Source organism: Aquimarina litoralis, from assembly GCF_039523995.1.
GTDB lineage: Bacteria > Bacteroidota > Bacteroidia > Flavobacteriales > Flavobacteriaceae > Aquimarina > Aquimarina litoralis.
Window position 1 is genome coordinate 1,106,260 of sequence record NZ_BAAAGE010000002.1, and the last position, 22,893, is coordinate 1,129,152.

The window sequence follows — 22,893 nt, forward strand, 5'->3', positions numbered from 1 at the left end:
AACTTTTACAAGAATATTTTTTCCCCTATAACCTACAAACTCTTTTTTATTCCTAAAAACAATAAATAGAAGGTTTTACCGTATACATACATCATAGATATACTTTTATATTTGTACTTTTTTACACATAGGCATATATGAGTTTTACAGCAAAACTGCTCTTTGATGACAAAGAGATAAATATTCTTGATTTTTCTTATACTTTTAGACAAGAGAGTGATTATAATGGAAACCCTTCTTCTAAACCTCAATTCGCAGGGTTATCTGTGATCATAGAATCTACAAAAGATGCAGAGTTGTTAGAATGGATGATCAATCCTATGTTAACAAAACAACTAAAAATTCAAATAGCACCAAGAGCAATGAATGGTAGAGGAAGAACACTTGAATTTATAGACGCCTGTTGTGTTAATTATGCTGAGCAATTTACTAGCGATAGTGAAAATCCAATGACCATTAATCTAAATATTACCTCAGCTGGAATGAAAGAAGGCACTGCGGAGTTCTCAGAATACTGGAGAGTCACCTACCCAAATACCGCAGCGGTTTCTAACAACGAAGAATCAGATAATCAACCAAGAATTGTAGAGTATTATATCACTGATACTAATAATAAAAGAATAGAAGAAACGGTAGTAGGTGAAAACATTTTATTAAATATAGATTCCAGAAATTTAATCGGTGAAAAATTAACGATTAACCTAGATGATCAAACGGTAGACTTTAAATACAATGGCGAAATACTAGTTAATGATACCTTAACCGATTATGAAATTTCTAGTAACCACGAAAAAATCGAACTAGAAGTAATAAAGCAACAAAACTAATGGGAACGAATACTTTTAAATTACAGGTTGCAGGAATCACTAAAACTGCTAGTATCGAGGTTGTAGAAGATATTACGTTTACGGTTCATTTTGAGCGTAAAAAAGACTATGATGGTGAATTTGGCTTTGATTGGATGCGTGAGAATTATAGTGAGATTTCTAATAATTACGAAGAACTAAAAAAAGAATATAAAGATGCTCAAATTAATGGTTCAGAATATTTCGTACCCTATTTGAGTATGTTGCCAAATCAAGAAGGGGTTATTTTCAATTTAAAGCTAGAAGTCCTCGACGGAAAAGCTCGTAAAGATGATATTATAAAATTTCCTGCTAAGGATGGTATAAAATTTGAACCAAATGAAATATCTCTTAAGGATTTGCAAAAGGAACAAGAAGCAGTCGATGATGAAAAAGCCAAAGGTTATGATGGAGACGTTTCTTCTATAAGTCGAACCGAGGTAAAAGTTATTTGTGAAAATACATTAAGCCAAGATACAAGTATTGAGCTATTGGATAAGAATGATAATGTAGTTGGGGAGATTATTGTGATAAAAAATGATGAGGTTTTAGACTTATCTGTTCATTTTGTTAGAGTTAAAGGGAATGAACCAAATAATACATACAACAACCGTACTTTTAATGGATTTAATGAAAATAAAATAATTGAACTATTATCCAAGAAATCTTTAAACCAAGCATTGATAAATATAACGTTAGATAATGTTTCAGAAATAGTTTTGGATGTAGAAGATTTAAAAGAAAAAGGAGTGTTGATGGATTCTGGAGGAAATATTCCTAGATTTTATGAAGAAAAGCATGATTTTCGTAAAACAATAGATGAGTTATTCAAACAGCAAAATCCTAATTTTAGAGGTGCTGTATATTACTTAAGTGCAATTCCTCCCGATGGTAGACAAGGAGGGCATGCAGCAGTTTATCCTAAGGAATCAGATTCAATAGTAGTTGCGCCCGATCAAATAGGTATCAATGCAAAATCAACATTTGTCCATGAGCTTGGTCACTTATTAGGTTTGTTACATTCTTTCAAAGAGGGAACTAAGGCTAAATATGACAGACTAATTGCAAGTAGAAAGGCTAAAATTGAAGAGTATCGTACTAAAGAAAACGTTAAAATTCGATATGAAGGACAAGTAATAACCAGTTCTGAATATATTGATATTTTACAAAGACAAATTGATCAATTGAATAGTATTGTAGAGAATAATGAGTTTAAATTTAAGCAATCTGGAACTGACAATTTTATGGACTATTATAATTCAAATCCTGTTGCATTCAACAAATGGCAATGGGATATAATGAGAGAAGAAATAAAACAATACCATGGTTAAAAAGATCACATTTCTTTTAATTTTAGTAGTTACGCTACAAGGATATTCTCAAAACAAATTCCCAGAGCGTTTTACTACTTTAATTGATTTTGAATTTAATGATATCGTAAGTGATACTACTAAAGGGCTACCAGATGGTAGATATTATACTAAAAAGCAACTTCCAGACGGTACAGTAGCATTCATAAAAACAATAGTGTACAAAAACAACAAAAAACATGGTGAGGCACTAACTTTTATGAAAGGACTAGGAATCATGTTTCTTGCTAATGTCACCAACTATTGCAAAGGAAAAAAAGACGGATATTACTTTGAAACTGATAATCATACATATTCAAAACAAGGATATTACAAAAAAGATAAAAAACACGGTTATTGGGAAATAAGTGAAAATGACACACACGAAAATATCAACTATAAAAATGGATTAAAATCTGGTGCTTATTCTAGTGAAGACAACTTGTCTGGTATTCATATTAAAGGACAATATAAAAAGGGCAAAAAAGACGGTGTTTGGATCATAAAGGATACTACTATTGAAGAAGTAACTAAAGAAATTTATAAAAATGGTAAACTAATTTCATCAGAGGACTAAAGATGAGGTTATTATTCATAATTATCATATATAGCCTCACTTCATGTAAAAATAATACAACAATTGATCCTCCACCAATTGAGAAAATTGAAGAGACTATTGAAATCCAAGATGATTACGAACAAATTGGTAATGAATTTATTACAGGTAAGGTTATTCATAACGATTCTACCACAACCGATTTAGTAGCGATTAAACTAACCGTGAATGATTCTGTATGTGTTAACTCTTATGGAAATTTTGATGGTGATTTTTCTTTTAATTATGATAAAAGTTTGATTAATGAAAGGACTAACTTTCAGTTTGTATTCCGCGATTATGCAATTAAAAAAATCTCTTTTGTTAATTTCTTAAACAACAAAACAATTCAACTGGATAAAAATGGTGCGTTAGTCACATACGAAGAGTACAGAAGATTTTATGAATCCATTAGAAACTGTACGAGATAAACTAAAAGTTTTCAAATTCAGCATTAATGGCGTATACCCAATCTTTCCTCGATTTCAAAATCATGTAAACGATGAACCTCTCCAAATCCGATTTCTCCAGTCGCTAATGCTTTATCCAATCGAAAGCTCCAATAAGAATTATAAGACCCTCCTTTTAACCAGATATCAACAACTTGTTTATTGCTATGAAATGTATGCTCAACCTTGTATACATAAAAATATTCAATATTGATTTTAGCTTTTAGAAATGAAAACTTTACCGTCTCCCCTTCTCTAGGAATATATTGCAAATTATCACATCTAAAGGAAGCCCAATTTTTTAGATACTCTGCATTGACATAAATCTCAATAGAAGGAAAACTAAAAACATGCCCTATTTCATAATCAAAAAGATCTTTATACATTTCATTTAATAGTTTTCTAACCTTTTGACTGGATAATCCCGTTCCCACCTCAACCTCTTTTAAAGTTGGATAAGGTAAATCATCATCATTAAAATAATCCTTTGCACAAATGAAATCTACTACCTTCTTATACTTAATATTATCTTTAAAGTATTCCTTTATTTGCGGTTGAATTGAAATAAGGTCAATAAGAATTCTCTTTATAGATAGTTTCTGTTTCATGATTGATTATTAATGGTTTATAGAACTATAAAATACAAACCATTTCTTAATCAATTGAATCATTAATATTATTTGTTAGAAGGGCAATTAAAGGAGATGGTATTTTATACCCTGTAAGTACCTCAGTGGTATAAACATTTACCCAATCAGTAGTATCTATATTATATTCCCATTCTTCAAAATGACTCAACAACTTTACCTGTGGCTTTTCTATATTCCTTTCGGGAAGATCAAATCCGAATCTATCAAAAATACGTGCACCCTTTATAGCCTTAAAAATATTATAAAGTGCTTTGGCATAGACTTGAGTGGTAGTGGTTTCCTTAGCTCTTTTCTTAAGATCAGGTTCAGTAAATATTTTACTTCCGTATTTAATAATTTCGACTAATGCGTTCTCTAAGTTCCAGATCTTCTCTGTTTTTTGTGCCTTCAGACTTACATACCCCTTTTTACTCCGTGAATACCATTCAGCAACTATAATATCTGCCATTTCTCTGTTAGCTACTATGATATGAAAGTGAGGATTATAGGTTCTTCTTTCTGGATTAAAATTAGATTCTAAAGATTTGATTCCTATTAGCTTTTTACCCTTCCCGCGCTGATCTTGTTTTTTGTACTTATTGATAATTTTCTTAAATGTTCCTTTTAAAGATTTTATGTATGCTTCTAGTTGATGTTCTTTGCAGGATTTAACTGTTATCGTGACAAAATGTGGATCTTCCCATTTCTGTATGGTTGGTAAATACCGATTAATTATGTCTGCTTTTCTAATACTACAGCATATTGTACAAAATCTATTTTTACAATAATTCCCATAAAGTTTTCCGTCGGCAGTTATAATATTCTGTTGACAGTAGTATGTATTCCAAAATGCTTTCTCCAGTTCTGGTTCTCCATCTTCTTTAGCAATATCGATCAATCTCAACATCAAAGACTGTGTTATAATTTTCCTTTTTGCCCTTCCCTTTAATGCTTTATTATTGTTGAGGTCAGAGCCATTTCCGTTAACTATTAAGTGTTTTTGACCTGATTTGTTTGTCCCACTTTCTGCTAATGTATAGATGTTATTCATCTTCGAAACTTATTTGACGTTAATAAAAAAAGGCTAAGTCCTCTTATATTTAAGTGACTTAACCTCTTTTAGAGAATCTTCTACATCCGTTCTTTTTATCAATAAGATTCTACCTACTTTTTGAGCAGAAAGAAATCCTTTTTTAATGTAGTTGTGTACAGATTGTTCTGATACTTTTAGAAACTCAGCAGTTTCTTTTACGGTAAGATTTTCAGATTTTTCTTCTTCTATTGGTTTGTGTTTTATTTCCAATAGAAGGCTTTCGATATTTGACAATCTTTGATTGATTGTCTCAAATGGGTTATTCATAACAAATCATCTTATAATTTGCTACGAACCTATTAACAGATTGATGAGGTAACTATAAAGTAACAGTTACCTCTTATAGTTACCTATTCTTAGTTTTGGCTTCTTCTAAGTCTGATAATGCTATTTTTTGAGCTTTTGGAAATTCCTTAAGCATTGTATTTGCAACAAAACCTATATTCTTAACTTGATTTAGCGCCACCCTATTTGTCTTGTGATTTGCTATCTTATTATACCTAAGCTGAAAGTATTTTTGAGTTGTATTTAGATTGGCATTTTTTATTAGCTCCTCTATAGCCCTGACTTTTCCTTCTGGATGGTTTTCAAAGTGCGGAAAATCTTTACTTTGCTGAAGGTAATAATAATACAAAGCATACTGTAGAATCGAAGGATTCTTTCTTACCTGTTTTTCCTTTTTGGGATTTTCCTTTTGTAAGCGTTGATTATCTTTCTCTTCTAAATAAAGTTCTTCTTTGAAATACCTCAACTTATTTTCAAAAAACTCTTTTTGTAAATCTAAATAATTCTCGTCTTCCCTTCGTAAGACTTTATTTTGTAATTCTTCTTCATTTAATTCATCTAAAGTTCTATTAATTATCTTATACGCATTGAGTTTTTCTGAATTAGCAAGCATTTGAGACAATGTTAAAAAACCTGAATTTAATGTATATCGACACATTTGCTCCAACTCAAAATACATTTTACCCTCATTTTTGATAAAGCGGAGACAATCGAAAAACTTAACAGTAAGTTTTTGAAGTTTAGGTTTGTCATTATAGATGTATTTATTCTTAAATACTAAATTTATGAACTCTGAAGCAGCAATAATATAAGTCAAATCCATTTGCAAATAAAACTTTTGGCAAGACTTATCCCCTATTTCTTTCCCTTCACCCTTACAAAACTTACAATTCTCTTCAATATTAAATGGTAAAGATTCTCTCATTGCTTTTACAAAAGTATTATACGCTATATCATAATTCTTTTTACCTCCTATAAATTCAGTTAAATAATAAGTATGGTTTTTCTCAAACTGTTTTTTGAAATATTCTTTAAGCTCTGGAGAAGTTTGTATTTCGACAATTCGATCTCCTTCCTCCAAATCTATTTCAAATCCTATTATGTCTTTACTCATCTAATTCACTTTTTTTAACGGAGCATCCTCCAATTTCCAAACTTTTTTCATAAAATCTTTCTTATCATCATTGTTAGGCTTATAGTACTTATTGAATACTTCTAAACTACGATGTCCTGTATACCCCATGATTACCTTGTCAGGTATCTTCTTATTTTTCATTATCGTAATAAAGCTTCTGCGTGCCGTATGTGATGAAATTCTTTCATACATGGGTGTGATTTGCTCCACAAGCTCCTTCCCTATTTTTATCGTTTTCTTTACTTTCTGATGATACCCCATCAACTCAAATACTTCCTTTATATAATCATTGAATTTCTGATTTGAGATTTTAGGGAGTTTATAATCATATTTTTTTAATAGGTAGAGTGAAAAGTCATTCAATGGAATTTCCAGAGACTTATCAGTGTTCTTTTGATCTCTGACTTTGATAAATCCATCTTGTATATCTTTCTTTTCAATCTTAGAGTAATTACTTATTCTCATTCCTGTAGCGCAGCCAAAAACAAATAAGTCTCTTACTTTTTCTAATCTGGGATTATTTGTTAAATCGAACTGAAAAACTTCCTGAACCTGATCCAATGTCAATGCAACCTCATCAGTTTGCTGAGCTTTCGGAGCTTTGAATTTTTGAAAATCTATTTTATACGTATGCCCATTTTCATTAGCCCAATACAGAAAAGTCTTTAGCAATCCTACATTTCTTCTTAAGGTATTCGCTGAATGTCTTTTCTCATTAACGCAATAGCTTACAAATGAATTATAGAAAGCATTATTTATTTGATTGAAATGTAATTTCTTACCTATGAAAGATTGATAATCCTCTAATAGCCTTTTATTGTACTCATAACGCTTGATAGTTGTTTCAGAATTTGCTTCATCTGTATAATCCCTCTTCTTCATTTCCAAAAACAAATCATATACGCTGAAAAACTTATTGGATATTGCTTTAGTTCTTTTGAACTCAATATCAAATTCATCCTTAATATTAGATATAATCAATTCTCGATTAGACAACTTATAGTTCCCTACTACATCAGAAAAGAAATTAGAGTACCTATCTAACTGTCTCTTAACAATTCGAAGTTTTTCTGCCTTAGTAGTTCTTCCGTTGAGGTTTTTGGGATGTTTATTTTCAAAATCCCAATCATCTGGATGAATTAATTCACCTGTAGAGTAGACAAACTTACGTCCTTCATTCTTAAAATATGCAGAAAACAGTATTAGGGTATCCCCGTCTTTCTTAGGTTCTTTAAGATTAAATGTACTTCTCATAACTTTTTTATCAGTTGACAGAATCGTTGACAGTAAAGTTATGATTTAATACTATTTTTAGATACTATCAATCTATAGAGTTATCCCCAAGTTATTGACAATAAAGTAATTTATAAAAATTAGCTATATCAAAATATCAAAGGTTCAAATACCTCTTTCTCCGCAAGAAAAACGCTTTAACTTATGGTTGAAGCGTTTTTGTTTTTAAGGGTATGAAAGAGGAAAATACTCTATATATTAAATCCAATCTCTATGTAGATTTTGTAATTTAATAATTGAACTTAAGCGAAATATTCATTAAAAACATAATAACAAAGTATTACAGATACAGAAACCATCCTTAATAAAGCGTTATGATTTTTTTTGTTCTTTAGAAACAGATTAAGGTTATATCCTATTCCTAAAATCCCTGCTATCATTACTATAACAAAACTCATTTTGTTAAATTTATCGTTTATTTAGACTTTTGGTTTACTATTTCACACGGAAAACATTTCCGCGCTATCGGGTGCATTTAACTTTATGAATGAGCTAGTATTTAAATTTTAATAAAGCCCACCATTGCAAAAAAAACAGGTCTTTGTTTGAAACTTATAATCTTACGCAATCAAAAAAGCGTATCAAAAAAAGGAAAACAACATAATTACTGAAAAACAAGTAACACTAACACACGAAAACATCAACAATAAAAGTGAATTAAAAGCTAGCGATTATCCAAGAGAAGATAATATACTTAGTATTCATTTGAAAACCAGAAACTAGTTTTCTTTCCGAAAGAAATGAGAACACACTAATTCATGCAATTAACTTACAACCGCTCCCACATTTTATCAGCATTTAATCTAAATGTTCCTAGATGATCAAAGCTACACTCTGTTGGAGCAATTATAGACAAAAAGGGTTCTTCATTAGAATTACGATATAGATGATACGTTTCTCCCACGATAGGTTCAAAAGTAAACTTAGCGTTATATACTAAATTGTTATACTCAAATTGCTCCATCAATACATCATACTGCGCTTTTAGCTCATCGTATTTTGCCTTTACCTGCTTATTTACCTTGTGTACGTTTGTATTTTTCCAAGCAACCGTATCTGGAATGGTAATTGACGGTGCTCCTACATCCGTAGCATAAGGTTTTAAGGCAGCGTCATACCTTCCTTCATCTTCGTTGTATACTACTTGGTCTGGTTTCTTATCGCTCATTAGTTCCTTTTTGAAATTTTGTTATGTGTAATTTGTTTTTGACGAGAACATTTAAATCTACCTTCTTCAAAAGTACGTTTTTTTGAATGCTTCGTTTTTCTTCCTTGCACCCTTTTTCTCCACATTCTAAAGCTCGAAGGCTTCATTTCTCTCCGCATTAGATTGATCACCTCTTGCTCTTTTAATCCAAATTGCATGAGGATGGCATCGAATGGAGTTCTATCCTCCCATGCCATTTCTATAATTCTGTCAATATCACGTATGGATAATTCTTTTTGCATGTACTGTTAAATTTTTCTGTTTGGTAATGTATGTTTTTTTAGGATTCGATACCCTTCTCTTTTCACCAATGCATCATCGCGCATTTTCCAGAGTGTATCGCTTGCTCTTTTTCTTGTACTATTCATTTCGACAATAGGATATGGATAATCTTTTCCTAATTCGAAATCATGAAATTGCTGTTCTAGTGGTGGCATTTTATAAGGTTCATGTATATAAGCGATTGGCAAATTGCTTAACTCCGGAACCCACTTTTTTATAAAAACACCTTCTGGATCATGGTCAATACTATTTTTTATGGGATTATAAATCCTAAGCGTATTAATTCCCGTTTCTCCAGCTTGCATCTGAAGCTGAGGAAAATGAATACCTGGTTCAAAATCCAAAAACATACTAGATAAGTGAGCACTCGCCTCTTGCCATGGTTGCCAAAGATTATGCGTAAAAAAAGACACTACCAACGCACGCATTCTAAAATTTATATACCCAGTTTCCTTTAAACATCTCATACAAGCATCTACAAGAGGATAACCTGTTCTTCCCTCCTTCCAGGCAGCCTTGTATTCCTCTGATATTTGTTTTTTTAATTTTCGATATCCTTTATTAATACTTTCGAACTCCATAATATCTTCCATCTCAAATTTTTGTACAAAATGAACTTGCCATTGTAATCTGGAAGTAAAGGCATCTATTTGTTTTTTACTATCAGATGTAGCTCGTTGTTGAATAGCATATTGCCATACCTGTCGGATAGATAAGTTTCCCCAAGCCAAATATGGAGATAACCTACTACAACCTTTACGGGCTAATTCTGGTTTCGAAATATGAAAGCTATAATTCTTATACCTTCCTTTAAAAAAAGAAACTAAGTATTGATATGCTTTATTGGTACCTCCTTGTTGAAAATTAGTATCTGGTATCGTATCTAGGTTCTCGATATGAAAAACTTTCTCTAATTCGCCTATCTTTTCTAGTGAAATAAAACTATCATGTTTCGGATTAAATTCAAATTGAGGTTGATTCATGTAATGCTCACAATCGTCTCTCCAACTCTCTCTGTTTTTAAGACCTCTGTGAATACCATTATTATTGTTTTCTACCCATTGAATCAAATTGTTTTTACAAAATCTCGAAAATGCTTTATCTCTTTCATATGTCTTTCTTATTCCAGTTTCTTTATGAGAAAACACCTGATCTATTTTCCAAAATTGTTGTAATGTTCCGATTGTATGAATAACTTCAGAAGAAACACATAGCACTTTTGTATCATATACTTTTAACTGTGTATTCAGATCAACTATAGACTGTTTAACAAAGTTCCAATGACGTTGACTATAGTGTTTATCTTCTTTTAAAGAATTCTCAAAAACATACAACAACAACGTTGGTGAATCCGTCGCAATTGCGTTATAAACTGCCTCGTTATCTTGTAAACGAAGATCTCGCTTAAACCAAACTATATTTACATGCTCTTTATTAGTACTCATCAGGATTTGCTATTATATGATTAGCCCTGGTTTTTAATTTGTGTAACTTCTCTTTATCCATTTTATGCAAGAGATTCAACATCATAGACATACGCTGGTTATTTTTAAAATACCCTTGCTTCTCATCTAAAAAATTCCAGTATAAAGCGTTAAAAGGACACGCATCATCCTCATGTTTCTTAGATACTTTATACTCGCACGATTTACAATAGTTACTCATTTTATTGATATAACTACCACTGGATACATAAGGTTTAGTGGCTACCAAACCTCCATCTGCGAATTGACTCATTCCCCGAGTATTGGTAATTTCTACCCACTCGATAGCATCTATATAAATTCCTAGATACCATTGATCCACTTCATCTGGATCGATCATGGTTAATAAGGCATAGTTTCCCGTAATCATTAATCGCTGAATATGATGTGCATACGAGTCATCTAAACTTTGCTGAATTGCAGAACGTAAACAATTCATTTTGGTATTCGCTGTCCAATAAAAATCAGGTAACTTGTTTGTATTCTGAAGTTCGTTTAGGTTTTTATAGGCTGGCATTTGACTCCAATACATTCCTCTCATATATTCTCGCCAACCTAAAATCTGCCTCACAAACCCTTCGACTTGCGAAATATCAATTTCATCTTGTCTATCTCTCCAATATTCAACGACAGTAGTAATTACTTCCATTGGATGTAACATTTTGCTATTCATTGCAAAAGATAACCTACTATGAAATAAGTATTTTTCTTCTACATGCATTGCATCCTGATAGTCTCCGAAATACACTAATAAGTTTTCACAGAAATAGGTAAGTAACGAAAGACATTCTTTCCTGGAAGTTGGCCAATTAAACTGTTTCGGGTCAATATTTCCAATAGTACTAACTTCACAATCATGAATTAGTTCGACAATCTTACTTACATCTTTTTTGAAATCTTTCTGACTAGGTATTTCCGGTTTTCCATTCCATTTTTTTCTATTACTATGATCAAAGTTCCATTTACCGCCTTCTGGGTCTTTTTTGGTAAGCATCATGATATCATATTTCTTGCGCATATCACGATAAAAATATTCCATGATATACTGCTTTTTACCTTCAAAAAAGTTAGCAAAATCGGTTCTGGAAGTCAAAAAGTGTTCCGTATCAAATACCTCAAACTGTATGGATAGAGTTTCACAAAACTCTTTTAACTGCATATCTAATCGATACTCGTCAGGGAGTTGATATTCGAATTTAGTGATCTCATTATCCTTCATTATCTGCTCTAAGTTACCAACTAAGTCTTGTTTATTTTTTTCATGATCTAGTTGGTAATAAACCACCTGTTTCCCTTGCTCTTTTAGCCAAGAAGAAAAGTTTCGCATACTGCTAAAAAAACCAACAACTTTTTGAATATGATGTTTGGTGTAATCGGTTTCTTGCCTCATTTCCGCCATAAAGTAGCAAACATCATCTTGCACAGCTTCTTTGTACCAAGAATGCTCGTAATTTAACTGGTCGCCAAGTAGTAATCGTAATATCATGGGTTAGAATAATGTAGGTTGAAACCAAAGATTTTGAAATTTTTGTTGTGGATCGTAACGTTCGGATTGGAGTTGGATATTAAATTTTCGATCTCTGGGGTCATTACCTACTCCTGCCACATATTGCCAGTTTCCGTAGTTACTATGTACATCATAATCTATTAAGGAAGATTCGAAATAAGAAGCTCCTATTCTCCAATCTAATTGTAATTCTTTTGCAAAATAAGAAGCTACGTTTTGCCTCCCTCGATTGCTCATCCATCCCGTATGTAAAAGTTCGATCATATTTGCATTTACAAAAGGTTCTTTAGTTTCACCTTGAATCCATTGCTCAATCTTCTCTTGATTTTGAGACCAAGAATATTCTTTATGAAGTATGCCATTTCTCTTAAACAAATCATTACCATGTTTTAGAGATACATACTTAAAAAAATCTCTCCAAATCAATTCAAAAATCAGCCAATACGTACTTTGATTCTTTTCGATCTCCTTCTCATAATCACGCACCCGATGATAAATAGTACGAGCAGAAATAGAACCATTAGCTAACCATGCAGAAAGTTTAGAACTATAATCAGTTCCCAATAAACCGTTTCTGGTTTTCTTGTAATATGAAAGCTTATGGGTTTTCCAAAAATAGGATTGTATCCTTTTTAATGCTGCACTTTCTCCTCCAAGAAAAGGAAATGCAGTTCTTGAGTCAACCTCAAAAGTTTCGAATCCTAGATCCTCCAAAACCGGGATCTTGGTTTCATTTTCTATTAAATTATCTGGTTCCAATCCTGAAATATCAATTTCACTTGCAACCTGCACATATTTTTCACATTTTTTTCTGAAGACAGTAAACACTTTTGGAACTGACTGAATATCAAAAGGAATATCCTGTGGATCAAATAAAAACTGATCGTAAGAAGTTACCCAATCTACATCTGGACTTTTAGCCGCATTCCTTACCGTTTCGTATGTATCTGTTTCTTCTGCTGTCCACTCCTCTTGGCTATAAATTGTATTTACCTCATAATCTTCAATTAAACTAGGCATTATATCTTCGGGTTTCTTGATATAAACCAAAAGGGAAATATTTTTTTTAAGTAGATTTTCTCGTAAATCACTCACCGACTCAATAAGAAATTTAGCACGATATTTTCCAGATTTCTTGAATCCGAATTGACCCACCTCGAATAATCGTGGATCAAAACAAAAGATGCCGATTACACGATCATTTTCATTAGTGGCTTTATGCAAGGAGGTGTTATCAAAAACTCTTAAATCATTCCTAAACCAAACCAAACCTGTTCGTTTCATGTATTCCTTTTGTTTTTTAACCTTTTACTTTATTTCTATTATTTCTACAGCGCACACTACAATATTGCACCTCTTCCCATACTTTTTCCCATTTCTTTCTCCATGTAAATGGCCTTTCACAGACCTTACAAATTTTTGTTGGGAGATGAGATTTTTTCATATAAATATTTTGTTTAATAAAATTACAAAATACTTAAACAAAAAAATAATTAGAATACAACTTTAACAGGATATAAGGAAATGTTTGAAAAGACTAATTAAATTTATTTTGGAGATTGAAAGAGAGTACAAATGAATATGCATGTCCACACAACTGTTCTGAGCCAGTTGTTTCTAATCAACTTAACTATTACCTCATCATTGCCTGTATTATCAGCAATTTGATTGTGCATTGGTACAAATTGAAAAAAAGTAGAAAACCACACTGATGTCACTAACAGTATATGAAAAATATTTAGCAAAGAATAAGGTCCTAGCAACCTAATAAAGCTAATCACAATTTGCCCCAACATTAGAGGCATAACGATCATACCAATTCTGAAGGCGTAAATCCTATGCCAATTAACAAGATTATTAATGTTGTAGTATTTAAAACTAGGATAAACTATTAACTGCACAATCCATATAAGAACTACTAATCCAAAATCTAATAATAATTGAATTTCGAGAAGATTCATTTAATTAAAATCAGGCATTTCTGAAACTCTTACATAAGGAAACTCTTCTATTTTATTCAGGCTGTAATAAGAATTCAACCCAGAAATACCAACAGTATCCATACTACTTAAATCTAGGTCATCGTTATGTTGAAATGTCTCCTCTGGAAGAATAAGATGATCTATTTCTCCTATCATTAAAATAGTCCCATTAATAGCAATATCAATAGACTCCACAAACCGCAATCCAATTTTTAGATTACTTTCCTTTACGAAAGGAGCCTTAAAATCATTAATAAACTCTTCGGTTAAACCACATCTATCAAATTCTGATTCTGTACTATCCAATTTTGCCGAAGTATAATGTGCATTTTTAACAAAAGACTGATGCACATGATTAATAGTGTAACATTTATTTTGTAGAATATTATCGTAGGTGTTTCTAGGAACATCACCAACAGGCCTCATAATAAACCCCATTAATGCAGGATCACTCCCTAAATGCACTACCGAACTAAAAATAGCAACATTACTTACACCGTCATCACTTATAGTACCTATTAAATTTGCAGGTTTGATTCCGGATACAGCATTTATTATTTTTAAACGCTTTACGCGCTCCATTGTCTTAATTTGTTCCTTTGTATAATGCATATGGATAGTTATAAAACCGAATTTTAAACCTGTTTAATTATTTAGATAATTCTGAAGCTCTGCTATTTTCTCCGGACTATTAAATGCACCTCCATAATACGTTGTTACTGTTGCAGAGGTATCATCTTTTACCCCTCTAGAAGAAACACAAAGGTGTTTTGCATCAATAATTACAGCAACATCTTCAGTTTGTAAAACTTCCCTAAGCTCCATAGCAATCTGATTTGTAAGACGCTCTTGTACTTGTGGTCTTTTAGCATAATACTGAACAATTCGGTTTAATTTTGATAAACCAATAACTTTTCCTGAAGAAATGTATGCAACATGAGCGGTTCCTATGATGGGAACAAAATGATGTTCACAATTAGAGTAGAAAGTAATATTCTTTTCTACAAGCATTTGCTCATATTTATACTTATTATCAAACAACGCTACTTTTGGTTTGTTTTTAGGATCTAAACCTGAGAAAATTTCTTCTATATACATTTTAGCAACACGATCAGGAGTACCTCGCAATGAGTCATCAGTAAGATCTAATCCCATTACCTCCATTATTTCTCGAAACAAATAGGATATTTTTTCCTTCTTTTCTTCATCTGTAATATCAAAAGCATCTTCTTTCATTGGAGTTTCCATACCTGTACTGATATGATCATCTCCAATTTCGTCAATGGAAAATCCATTTAAACCATGCCCATTTGTCTCTATCAATGTTTCTACTCCTATTTTCATCTAAATTTTATAATGTTTACCGAAAATAAAATAACATGTGTATGCATCTATTTTCAAATTAAAATTTCTTTTTCATTCAAATTTACAAAACTGTTTAACTTTTGCAGCTATTTATTAAACAATAATTAACATATATTTTTATAACCTACAAAAATTAAGAAAATCTTGTGATTCGTTTGATCTTATCCTATTCAATTTTCGTGCCTTTAATTTGTGCAATTAAGAGTTTGTTGTATTTTTGACATCTGTTTTTGAATAAATTATCATGATTTATTTATTTCCAGAGCCCCAGATATATTTAAAACTTCCCACCTAACATTGGCAATAATTTATATTATTTTTGCCACATTTAAACGCATGTATCTTTTAACCAAAAACTCTTTTAATGAAGTCTTTTAGATTTTTCTTTTTTCTTTTATTCCTATTCTGTATTACTTTCGGCTATTCTCAAGTAAGAAATGAATACCAAATTTCTTTTGATAATGCTGTACATCATGAAGCTGAGATCAATGCAAAATTCACAAATTTAGCAAGTGGTACAATTTCCTTAAGAATGAGTAGAACATCTCCTGGAAGATATGCGCTTCATGAATTTGCTAAAAATGTTTATAATGTCAAAATAACTGACAGTAAAGGTAAAGATGTCACCGTAACTAGACCTAATCCTTACCAATGGGATGTTTCTGGACATGATGGCACCATAAACCTGTCATACACCTTATTTGCCGATCGTGCTGATGGCACATACTCACAGATAAACGAGACACATGCGCATCTTAATATGCCCGCTACCTTTATGTATATCCCTACATTAAAAGATAGGCCAATAGAAGTAACTTATTTGGTAAGAGAGGATCTAAACTGGAAAGTTGCTACCCAACTAATCCCATTAGGAGGAAACAAATTCCTAGCACCTAACCTACAATATTTTATGGATAGCCCTGCTGGAATTAGCAATCATACAGTCAAAGAATTTAAAGTACCAGCTGCCGGGACTGAATACACTATAAAATTAGCTCTACTGCATCCGGGCACAGAAGAGGAAGCTGATCAATACTTTGAACAAATAAAAAAAATCGTAGAACAAACAAAAGCTATCTATGGAGATTACCCGAATTTTGATTATGGAGAATACACTTTTATTGCCAGCTACATGCCTACTGTTTCGGGTGACGGAATGGAACATCGTAACTCTACAATCTTAACTAGCACTAGAAGCCTAGCAGATGGAGGTATGGAAAAAAACATAGGTACAGTAGCTCATGAGTTTTTTCATGCTTGGAATGTGGAGCGAATTCGTCCAATTTCTTTAGAACCTTTTGATTTTGAAAATGTAAACATGTCTGGTGAACTTTGGTTTGCAGAAGGATTTACAAGTTATTATACCAATTTAATTTTATGTAGAGCAGGTATTATCACTCCGGACCAGTATATTGATAGCTTAAGTAAGACCTATAATTATGTATGGAACTCTCCTGCACTTCAATATTTCAATCCAATAGAAATGAGTTATCAGGCTCCTTTTGTAGATGCTGCAACTTCTGTGGACCCAACCAATAGAGAAAACACATTTGTATCCTATTATTCTTATGGAAGTATGCTTGGATTAGCTTTAGATCTTTCTCTTAGAGATAAAGACGATCTTAACTTGGATGACTACCTAAAACTTGTCTGGACAAAATATGGAAAAACAGAAATTCCGTATACTATAGAAAATCTATTCTTTACCTTAAGAGAATATGCAGGAGAATCTTTTGCTGATGATTTCTTTGAAAAGTATATTTTCGACAGTCAGATTCCAGATTTTAAAAAATTATTAGGTTCCGTAGCCATATACCCAAAAACCAATAGCAAGAAAGCTTATCTGGGTGTAGACGTTACTTTCGACACTAATGACAATGCAGTAGTTTCTAAATATGTAAAAAAGGGCACACCAGCTTATACTGCCGGAATAGCTAAAGGAGATGTGATTGTAGCCATAGACAATAAGTCATTTTCTGATCTGGGAACTTTTAATGATGTTATTAGTAAATATAAACCAGGAAAAAAAGCAACAGTCATATATAGAAGACTTGGTGAAGAGAAAAAAGCATTGATCAGATTTGGTGTCGATCCAGAAGTAGTAATCACTCAATTTTCGAAACCAAGTAAAAAAGCTTTATTAAAACGAGAAAACTGGCTAAAAGCAAAATAATTTTCTTTTAACTTATAAAAATAAAAAAGTCGACAAACTGATTGTCGACTTTTTTTTATTTTATGATTTCTATAGATTTTTATCTTCGTGAAGCTCTGCAACGATCCAAATCAGTTCTAGCTCGATCTAACTGCTCTCTGGTTTTTTCTAAAGCTTCTTTATATTCTTCAAACTCCTGAAACTCTTTTTTCTGTTTTGCAAGCTCTGCTTTTAATTCTTTAATCTGTCTATACGAAGTTACAATGTTTACGTACATTTTATATCTATACGTTGTATCTTTTTGATCTATAGCCTCGTTTAGATCACCTATTTCAGATTCTAAATTTCTGTTGATATAATATAAATTATCTTCTTTTCCTGGTCGGTCTAAAGAATCGATTAGCTTCTCTATTTTAAACATTCCCTTAGAAAAATCTTTTTGAAATTTAGCATCTTTTTCCACGATCGCAGTGCGTTCTCTTAATACTTCATTTTCTTTAAGAGGCACTCTATCAAAATCAAAGAAGAAGGCAGTAACGATTAAGGCCGCTGTAAATAAAAATAATAATGCAAATTTTAAAACACTGTTTCTTCTTTCTTTACTGTTTTTTGGTTTCATTTTCTTAAAATATTATTTAAACACACATTAATCTAATAAAAAGCTTCTTCTACTTTTTACATCTGGTTTTGCTATTACTTCTTCTTTTACAAATATATTAGAATCGGATTTTTTACCAATATAATCCAGCTCGTTTAGTTTTTTAAATAGCGAAAGCATCAATTTTGTAAAACTAGATACATTGTGCAATGCCTTGTTAATATCTGTATGCTGATAATCCAAATCCATCATTTCTATCAAAACATTTTCAAATGCTCCTTGATTTAGATCACACCAATCAGAAAGATAATTTAAAAGTTCTTCCTTACCAGTTCCCGCATATATATCCATACTATTTTTAATAACTCTCGCAAGAGACATTAATTTAGTAATCATTGTTACTGGTGGTAAATGACGATCATACAAACGGAATTCCGGTAACATACCACCTAAATACTGCAAAGAATTTTGGGTTAGTGTAAGTACCATAGTAGCCAATTCATTAGACTGCTTCTTTTGGTAAATCTTTTGAATAATGTTCATAGAATATTTTTCTATGGCATTAAAAAAAGTATGTATCTCTGTATAAATATACCTAAGATCCTGATGGCTCTGAATAGAAACACATGGTGGAATAAAATCTTCCGCTAAGGAAGCCACACCATCGTTAAACTCTATCTTACCTATAGTTATATGATGTCTACCAAACTCTTGCTCATTTGCTTCAGCTAAATTAATAACGTGTAAACTATATTCTGGCAAAACATAAGGATGTCGTGGTGGCTCTTCTTCTGGATCAGCATCACCTACAGGTACCCTACCGTAAGGATCAACACTAAGAACAATATAACATTCTTCATCTGTACTATTAATTTTATATTCAGTGCTTATAATGCTTCCTATTTGTTCTAAAGCAGAGGATATTTCTGGTGTAATATTGATAATAAACCCTCCTTTGGTTACAGCGATGCACCTATTTAGTTGTACTTTAATAGTATCTTGACCATCCATTGAAAAAACCATATCAACAGCTTCATCTCCTGCTAAATCTGGTAATAAACCGTAATTAATCGCATTAATATCTTTCGCTCCAATAAGTTGCGAAAAATTAGTAAATGCATTATCTGCCTCAATAAAATGGTTTTTATTAATCTTCATGCCGTCAATCCAGTTGACACGATGATGATTTTTATTTGATAATTCCATCTTTGATATTTCTTAATTATTAGAAAAGACTATTTTTTCTGTAATCTATCACTATATTCTTTATACAGTTATTTTCCTCATGAGTTAACTTCAAATCTTTAATAGTAATATTTTTTCCTTTAATTTTTTCACAAAATTCGATAAAGGTAGTTCTCTTTTTCTTCACGATAATTGGTAAATCTAAATTACCACATAAATAGTCCTTGAAGTCATTTGCGGTTAATTTTTTGGTAGAAACTAGAATCACTTTAGCTTTAAACGATTTTTCATTGATAAAAGGCGCTTTAAATTCGTCAACTGGATCATCTGCTATAGGATCTTGTCCTATAGGATCATCAGGGATTGTTGATATATCACGAACAACAACATCATCATTTCTAATCGGGTCTTTCTTCTTAGGTAATACTTCTATAGTTTTTGTGGTTGCATATTTTAACTCTCCATTGACGATTAATGTAATTGTCTTTTTACCTGAGGTACTATAGGTATATTCAGGATTCTGCTCTTTGGAAGTTGCACCTAATGCGTTCTCAAAATTCCATTCCCAAGTTGTTGCATTAAGGGTATTATCTTGTACCTTTAGTTTTTCTCCTACACGTATTCGTGGTGTTAGAATCTCAAATTTCGCTTTCTTAGATGGATCTAAGATTTCTTTTTTCTCCAGTACAGAAATCCTTTTAACTTTTGGACATTTTCCATTAACGATTAAAGAAACCGTATAATCCCCAGGTTTTTTATACGTGTGATATGGCTTTCTTCTAGTATCCACTGTTGTACTATCTCCAAAATCCCACTTCCATTCCAAAGCTCCAATAGTCATATCCTCAAACTGAATTGGATCCCCTACTCTAACCTCGCCATCTTTAAAAGAAAAATCTATTATTTCGCAAGGTGTGTAGTTTACATATTTAAAAGCAAAAACAGTAGCTGTAACTAATATTGTTACTACAAAGAACAATATTACGCTTTTATCTAAATGATAATTTTTTGTGTTATTCGATGTTTTCATTAGTATCTGTTTTCTAATCTAATTAACTTATTACTATTATTTTATAAGGAAAAACATTCAATGATTGTTGTTCCAAAATTGACAAAATATTACTTTTTAGAGAATTCCACTCTATATCAGAAGTTATTTCTTCCTTATTTTCTATTAACTGTACTTCTATACAAGGAATAAGACCTTTAGAAACATGAATATCTGTCTTAAACCCCTTCCCTACTTTTACTTCTTGAACCTTTGTACTACATAATTCATAGCAAAGCGCTTTTACATCTTCTCTAGTTACAATTCTATTTCTTGATAACAAAGCTCTCCGGTAAGCACTCAAACGCTCTTCCATTCCCAGATTGTTTTTTCCCTGGAATGTTGACGTTAAAAACATACTTCCTTTTTGTTTTAGATCACTCCCTTGATAAATACTTAAACTATTACCAGACTTTATCTGGTTGGCATCTTCTCCATTTGTAACCCAATACTCCACTAGCAAGGTATCTTTTTTCTTGTAAGGTTTAACCGAAACATAATTAGTCTCTTCCGAAGACTTTTTCATATCAGATACCTTTTTTTCTAAAAGTGAAATATTCTGATTAAGTTCATTAATGTTAGACTGTAGAAAATCATTTCCAAAAAACGAAAATGATGCACTCTCATCTTTCAACAATTCTATTAAATGAATCAAATATTCTCTCGCTTTTCTGTAATCTAATTTACTTACATTATCTCTTCGAATAACATAAGTTCCTTTATCATCCGTGGCAGAATCATTTTCTCTTAATCTATATTCCTTACCAGATGTATTAGAAATACCCTTAATATCTAAAAATAGATCTTGTGTACTAATAGGAACTATATCTATATAGTCTTTTAACTGATAGGAAATACTTTCCCATTTTCTATTCAATGCAGGAAACGCATTAAAAGTACAATAAACACTTTCTAAAATAGTATCATTAACAATTCTAGGAAACTCTATTTTTATCCAGTTATAATCCGTTAAATCTTCATGAACCTGCTGATCTATAAATTTAGAGAATTCTTCCGGCAAATTCCCTTTTGGTCTTAGAGAAATATCGGATTTAATTGAAACAAAGTGTTTTTTGTATAATTTATTTATTTTTTCCTCGATATTCCTTGTTTTATTTGGCTTATAACCAAATATAGATTCTAAATTCATTCTACGGGAAATATCACTATTAAAATACCCGGGAATAGATTTAAATTCTTTTTCTTCAAAGAAAAACTTTGCATTTTTTAGATGATGATAAAACAATTCATTTTCCTGAACATCCAGTAACTCAAAATAAAATGACACATCTTTCAATGATACATTATCATGCTCTGTTTTGATACCTAAATATAGGGTAGATGGTGACAATCTTTTTGTATCATTTAAAGACAATGAACTAGCGGTTTTTCTCTTACCCTCTAACTCAAATAACTTATCGCCAGAGATCATTCGACCAATTGTAGCATCGACCAATTGATTTTTTTGAATTGGCGAGAAATATATATTCTTTAATTCTGTACTAGCGTTTTTTGTTTTAATTTTCTTTTTAAAGTACAACAAATGTTCTGGCGTAATTGTTGTTTTTTTCTCTATGGGTTCTGCATACACAATTCCATGAGCTGGTCTAGATCCATATAATGTTTCTGGAGTCATTAACTGAATCAAACGTTCTGTGATACGGGTTTGAGAATTATCTATTTCACTAGATATTTTTTCAATTTCAGAAGCACATGCACCTATTAAAAGAGACACAACGGGATCAAAAGAACTTTCGATTTCGTTTGGAGAAACTCCCCAAAGCGAAGCCGCTTTTTTGATCATTCTATTTTTTATCTGAACCTTATTTTCTGTACTCATAAACTCTTTTAAAACGATAATGGGGCTATATAAAATTGTTCCAGACAAGAAAATTCCTCATTTGTCCGGCTAACAACACCATTTACTTTTATATCTACCCTCTTTTTAATTCTATTTAAACTTCCTCTGTTTTTAAATTCTTCTTGTTGGATATTTACATCCACAGTAACTCTTCTAAGTCTTCGTTCCTGAGAAGCGATACTTTCTACCAACGATTCAGAAATCGTGTTTCTTAATTTATTTGTACTTGTCAGATTATCAAAATCTACATTCCAAATGGAACAGCCAAAAGTCTCATCAAAGGTACATTCTCCGAAATACGAAGTTGTAATAAGATGAATAAAACCAACTATAGATTGTTTCAAATCACAACTATCGATATCTTTATTCTTAACAATTCCAAAAGTATCTAAAGGCAACTTATAATAAGAAGAATTCATGTATACTAATTTGTGTGTTTAATACACCTTAAAACCAATTGCAATTTACTAAAGATTTTATTTACGAGCACTTGATATTACAATAAACTAATTAAAAATACAAGAATCCCTAATTTTATGATTTTATTTT

Annotated in this window: 23 protein-coding genes; 5 read left to right on the forward strand and 18 right to left on the reverse strand. The window is 31.6% G+C overall.

What is annotated here, in order from left to right:
* The first annotated feature begins 137 nt into the window (after positions 1 to 137).
* From tssD to ABD077_RS13900, 4 genes are read left to right on the forward strand one after another with little or no spacing between them, the layout of a single operon-like run.
* On the forward strand, positions 138 to 827 hold the full coding sequence (gene tssD, locus ABD077_RS13885) for a type VI secretion system tube protein TssD (protein ID WP_343912886.1): 690 nt from the start codon (positions 138 to 140) through the stop codon (positions 825 to 827).
* Positions 827 to 2,176, forward strand: a complete 1,350-nt coding sequence (locus tag ABD077_RS13890) for a hypothetical protein (protein ID WP_343912887.1) — start codon at positions 827 to 829, stop codon at positions 2,174 to 2,176. Before tssD ends, ABD077_RS13890 begins: the two co-directional genes overlap by 1 nt.
* Positions 2,169 to 2,771, forward strand: coding sequence for a toxin-antitoxin system YwqK family antitoxin (locus ABD077_RS13895; protein ID WP_343912889.1), 603 nt, complete (start codon positions 2,169 to 2,171; stop codon positions 2,769 to 2,771). Before ABD077_RS13890 ends, ABD077_RS13895 begins: the two co-directional genes overlap by 8 nt.
* Positions 2,772 to 2,773: 2 nt before the next feature.
* Entirely contained in the window at positions 2,774 to 3,220 is a 447-nt protein-coding gene (locus ABD077_RS13900) for a hypothetical protein (RefSeq protein WP_343912891.1), read from the forward strand.
* A 23-nt stretch (positions 3,221 to 3,243) separates the two neighbouring features.
* Here ABD077_RS13900 and ABD077_RS13905 read toward each other — a convergent pair whose 3' ends face one another.
* The 13 genes from ABD077_RS13905 to folE all read right to left on the reverse strand — a co-directional run bounded on the left by ABD077_RS13905 (position 3,244) and on the right by folE (position 15,479).
* Entirely contained in the window at positions 3,244 to 3,846 is a 603-nt protein-coding gene (locus ABD077_RS13905; RefSeq protein ID WP_343912892.1) for a hypothetical protein, read from the reverse strand.
* A 46-nt stretch (positions 3,847 to 3,892) separates the two neighbouring features.
* Positions 3,893 to 4,918 carry a protein rep gene (locus tag ABD077_RS13910; protein WP_343912893.1) on the reverse strand — a complete coding sequence of 342 codons (1,026 nt, stop codon included), beginning with the start codon at positions 4,916 to 4,918 and terminating at the stop codon, positions 3,893 to 3,895.
* 33 nt (positions 4,919 to 4,951) lie between these two features.
* Positions 4,952 to 5,227 (reverse strand): helix-turn-helix domain-containing protein, encoded by a 276-nt coding sequence (locus tag ABD077_RS13915; protein ID WP_343912894.1) that lies wholly within the window; start codon positions 5,225 to 5,227, stop codon positions 4,952 to 4,954.
* 79 nt (positions 5,228 to 5,306) lie between these two features.
* Positions 5,307 to 6,359, reverse strand: coding sequence for a hypothetical protein (locus ABD077_RS13920; protein ID WP_343912895.1), 1,053 nt, complete (start codon positions 6,357 to 6,359; stop codon positions 5,307 to 5,309).
* Positions 6,360 to 7,634 (reverse strand): tyrosine-type recombinase/integrase, encoded by a 1,275-nt coding sequence (locus tag ABD077_RS13925; RefSeq protein WP_343912896.1) that lies wholly within the window; start codon positions 7,632 to 7,634, stop codon positions 6,360 to 6,362.
* Positions 7,635 to 8,442: 808 nt separating this feature from the next.
* A complete protein-coding gene (locus ABD077_RS13930) occupies positions 8,443 to 8,841 on the reverse strand; it encodes a DUF2452 domain-containing protein (RefSeq protein WP_343912897.1) in 399 nt (132 codons plus the stop codon).
* Positions 8,841 to 9,122 carry a TIGR03643 family protein gene (locus tag ABD077_RS13935; RefSeq protein ID WP_299600253.1) on the reverse strand — a complete coding sequence of 94 codons (282 nt, stop codon included), beginning with the start codon at positions 9,120 to 9,122 and terminating at the stop codon, positions 8,841 to 8,843. The genes ABD077_RS13930 and ABD077_RS13935 overlap by 1 nt, the downstream gene beginning before the upstream one ends.
* Positions 9,123 to 9,128: 6 nt before the next feature.
* Positions 9,129 to 10,607, reverse strand: coding sequence for a cryptochrome/deoxyribodipyrimidine photo-lyase family protein (locus tag ABD077_RS13940; protein ID WP_343912898.1), 1,479 nt, complete (start codon positions 10,605 to 10,607; stop codon positions 9,129 to 9,131).
* Positions 10,597 to 12,132, reverse strand: a complete 1,536-nt coding sequence (locus tag ABD077_RS13945; RefSeq protein ID WP_343912899.1) for a cryptochrome/photolyase family protein — start codon at positions 12,130 to 12,132, stop codon at positions 10,597 to 10,599. Before ABD077_RS13945 ends, ABD077_RS13940 begins: the two co-directional genes overlap by 11 nt.
* Positions 12,133 to 12,135: 3 nt before the next feature.
* Positions 12,136 to 13,437, reverse strand: a complete 1,302-nt coding sequence (locus ABD077_RS13950) for a DASH family cryptochrome (RefSeq protein WP_343912900.1) — start codon at positions 13,435 to 13,437, stop codon at positions 12,136 to 12,138.
* Positions 13,438 to 13,453: 16 nt separating this feature from the next.
* Positions 13,454 to 13,597 carry a DUF2256 domain-containing protein gene (locus tag ABD077_RS13955; protein ID WP_299600242.1) on the reverse strand — a complete coding sequence of 48 codons (144 nt, stop codon included), beginning with the start codon at positions 13,595 to 13,597 and terminating at the stop codon, positions 13,454 to 13,456.
* 517 nt (positions 13,598 to 14,114) lie between these two features.
* Entirely contained in the window at positions 14,115 to 14,747 is a 633-nt protein-coding gene (locus ABD077_RS13960) for a flavin reductase family protein (protein ID WP_343912901.1), read from the reverse strand.
* Between the two features lie 33 nt (positions 14,748 to 14,780).
* The gene (folE, locus tag ABD077_RS13965) at positions 14,781 to 15,479 is read right to left on the reverse strand and encodes a GTP cyclohydrolase I FolE (protein ID WP_299600238.1); all 699 of its coding nucleotides are present in this window, start codon (positions 15,477 to 15,479) and stop codon (positions 14,781 to 14,783) included.
* Positions 15,480 to 15,864: 385 nt separating this feature from the next.
* Here folE and ABD077_RS13970 point away from each other — a divergent pair, with 385 nt between their 5' ends.
* Positions 15,865 to 17,673 carry a M61 family metallopeptidase gene (locus tag ABD077_RS13970; RefSeq protein WP_343912902.1) on the forward strand — a complete coding sequence of 603 codons (1,809 nt, stop codon included), beginning with the start codon at positions 15,865 to 15,867 and terminating at the stop codon, positions 17,671 to 17,673.
* A gap of 79 nt (positions 17,674 to 17,752) precedes the next feature.
* Here ABD077_RS13970 and tssO read toward each other — a convergent pair whose 3' ends face one another.
* The 5 genes from tssO to ABD077_RS13995 are packed head-to-tail and all read right to left on the reverse strand — an operon-like array spanning position 17,753 to position 22,763.
* On the reverse strand, positions 17,753 to 18,271 hold the full coding sequence (gene tssO / locus ABD077_RS13975; RefSeq protein ID WP_343912903.1) for a type VI secretion system TssO: 519 nt from the start codon (positions 18,269 to 18,271) through the stop codon (positions 17,753 to 17,755).
* Positions 18,272 to 18,298: 27 nt separating this feature from the next.
* Positions 18,299 to 19,456, reverse strand: a complete 1,158-nt coding sequence (locus ABD077_RS13980) for a hypothetical protein (RefSeq protein ID WP_343912904.1) — start codon at positions 19,454 to 19,456, stop codon at positions 18,299 to 18,301.
* 19 nt (positions 19,457 to 19,475) lie between these two features.
* Entirely contained in the window at positions 19,476 to 20,465 is a 990-nt protein-coding gene (locus ABD077_RS13985; RefSeq protein WP_343912905.1) for a PKD domain-containing protein, read from the reverse strand.
* Between the two features lie 22 nt (positions 20,466 to 20,487).
* The gene (locus tag ABD077_RS13990; protein ID WP_343912906.1) at positions 20,488 to 22,323 is read right to left on the reverse strand and encodes a type VI secretion system baseplate subunit TssF; all 1,836 of its coding nucleotides are present in this window, start codon (positions 22,321 to 22,323) and stop codon (positions 20,488 to 20,490) included.
* 8 nt (positions 22,324 to 22,331) lie between these two features.
* Positions 22,332 to 22,763: a GPW/gp25 family protein gene (locus tag ABD077_RS13995; RefSeq protein ID WP_343912907.1), complete on the reverse strand. Its 432-nt coding sequence runs from the start codon at positions 22,761 to 22,763 to the stop codon at positions 22,332 to 22,334.
* Positions 22,764 to 22,893: the final 130 nt, after the last annotated feature.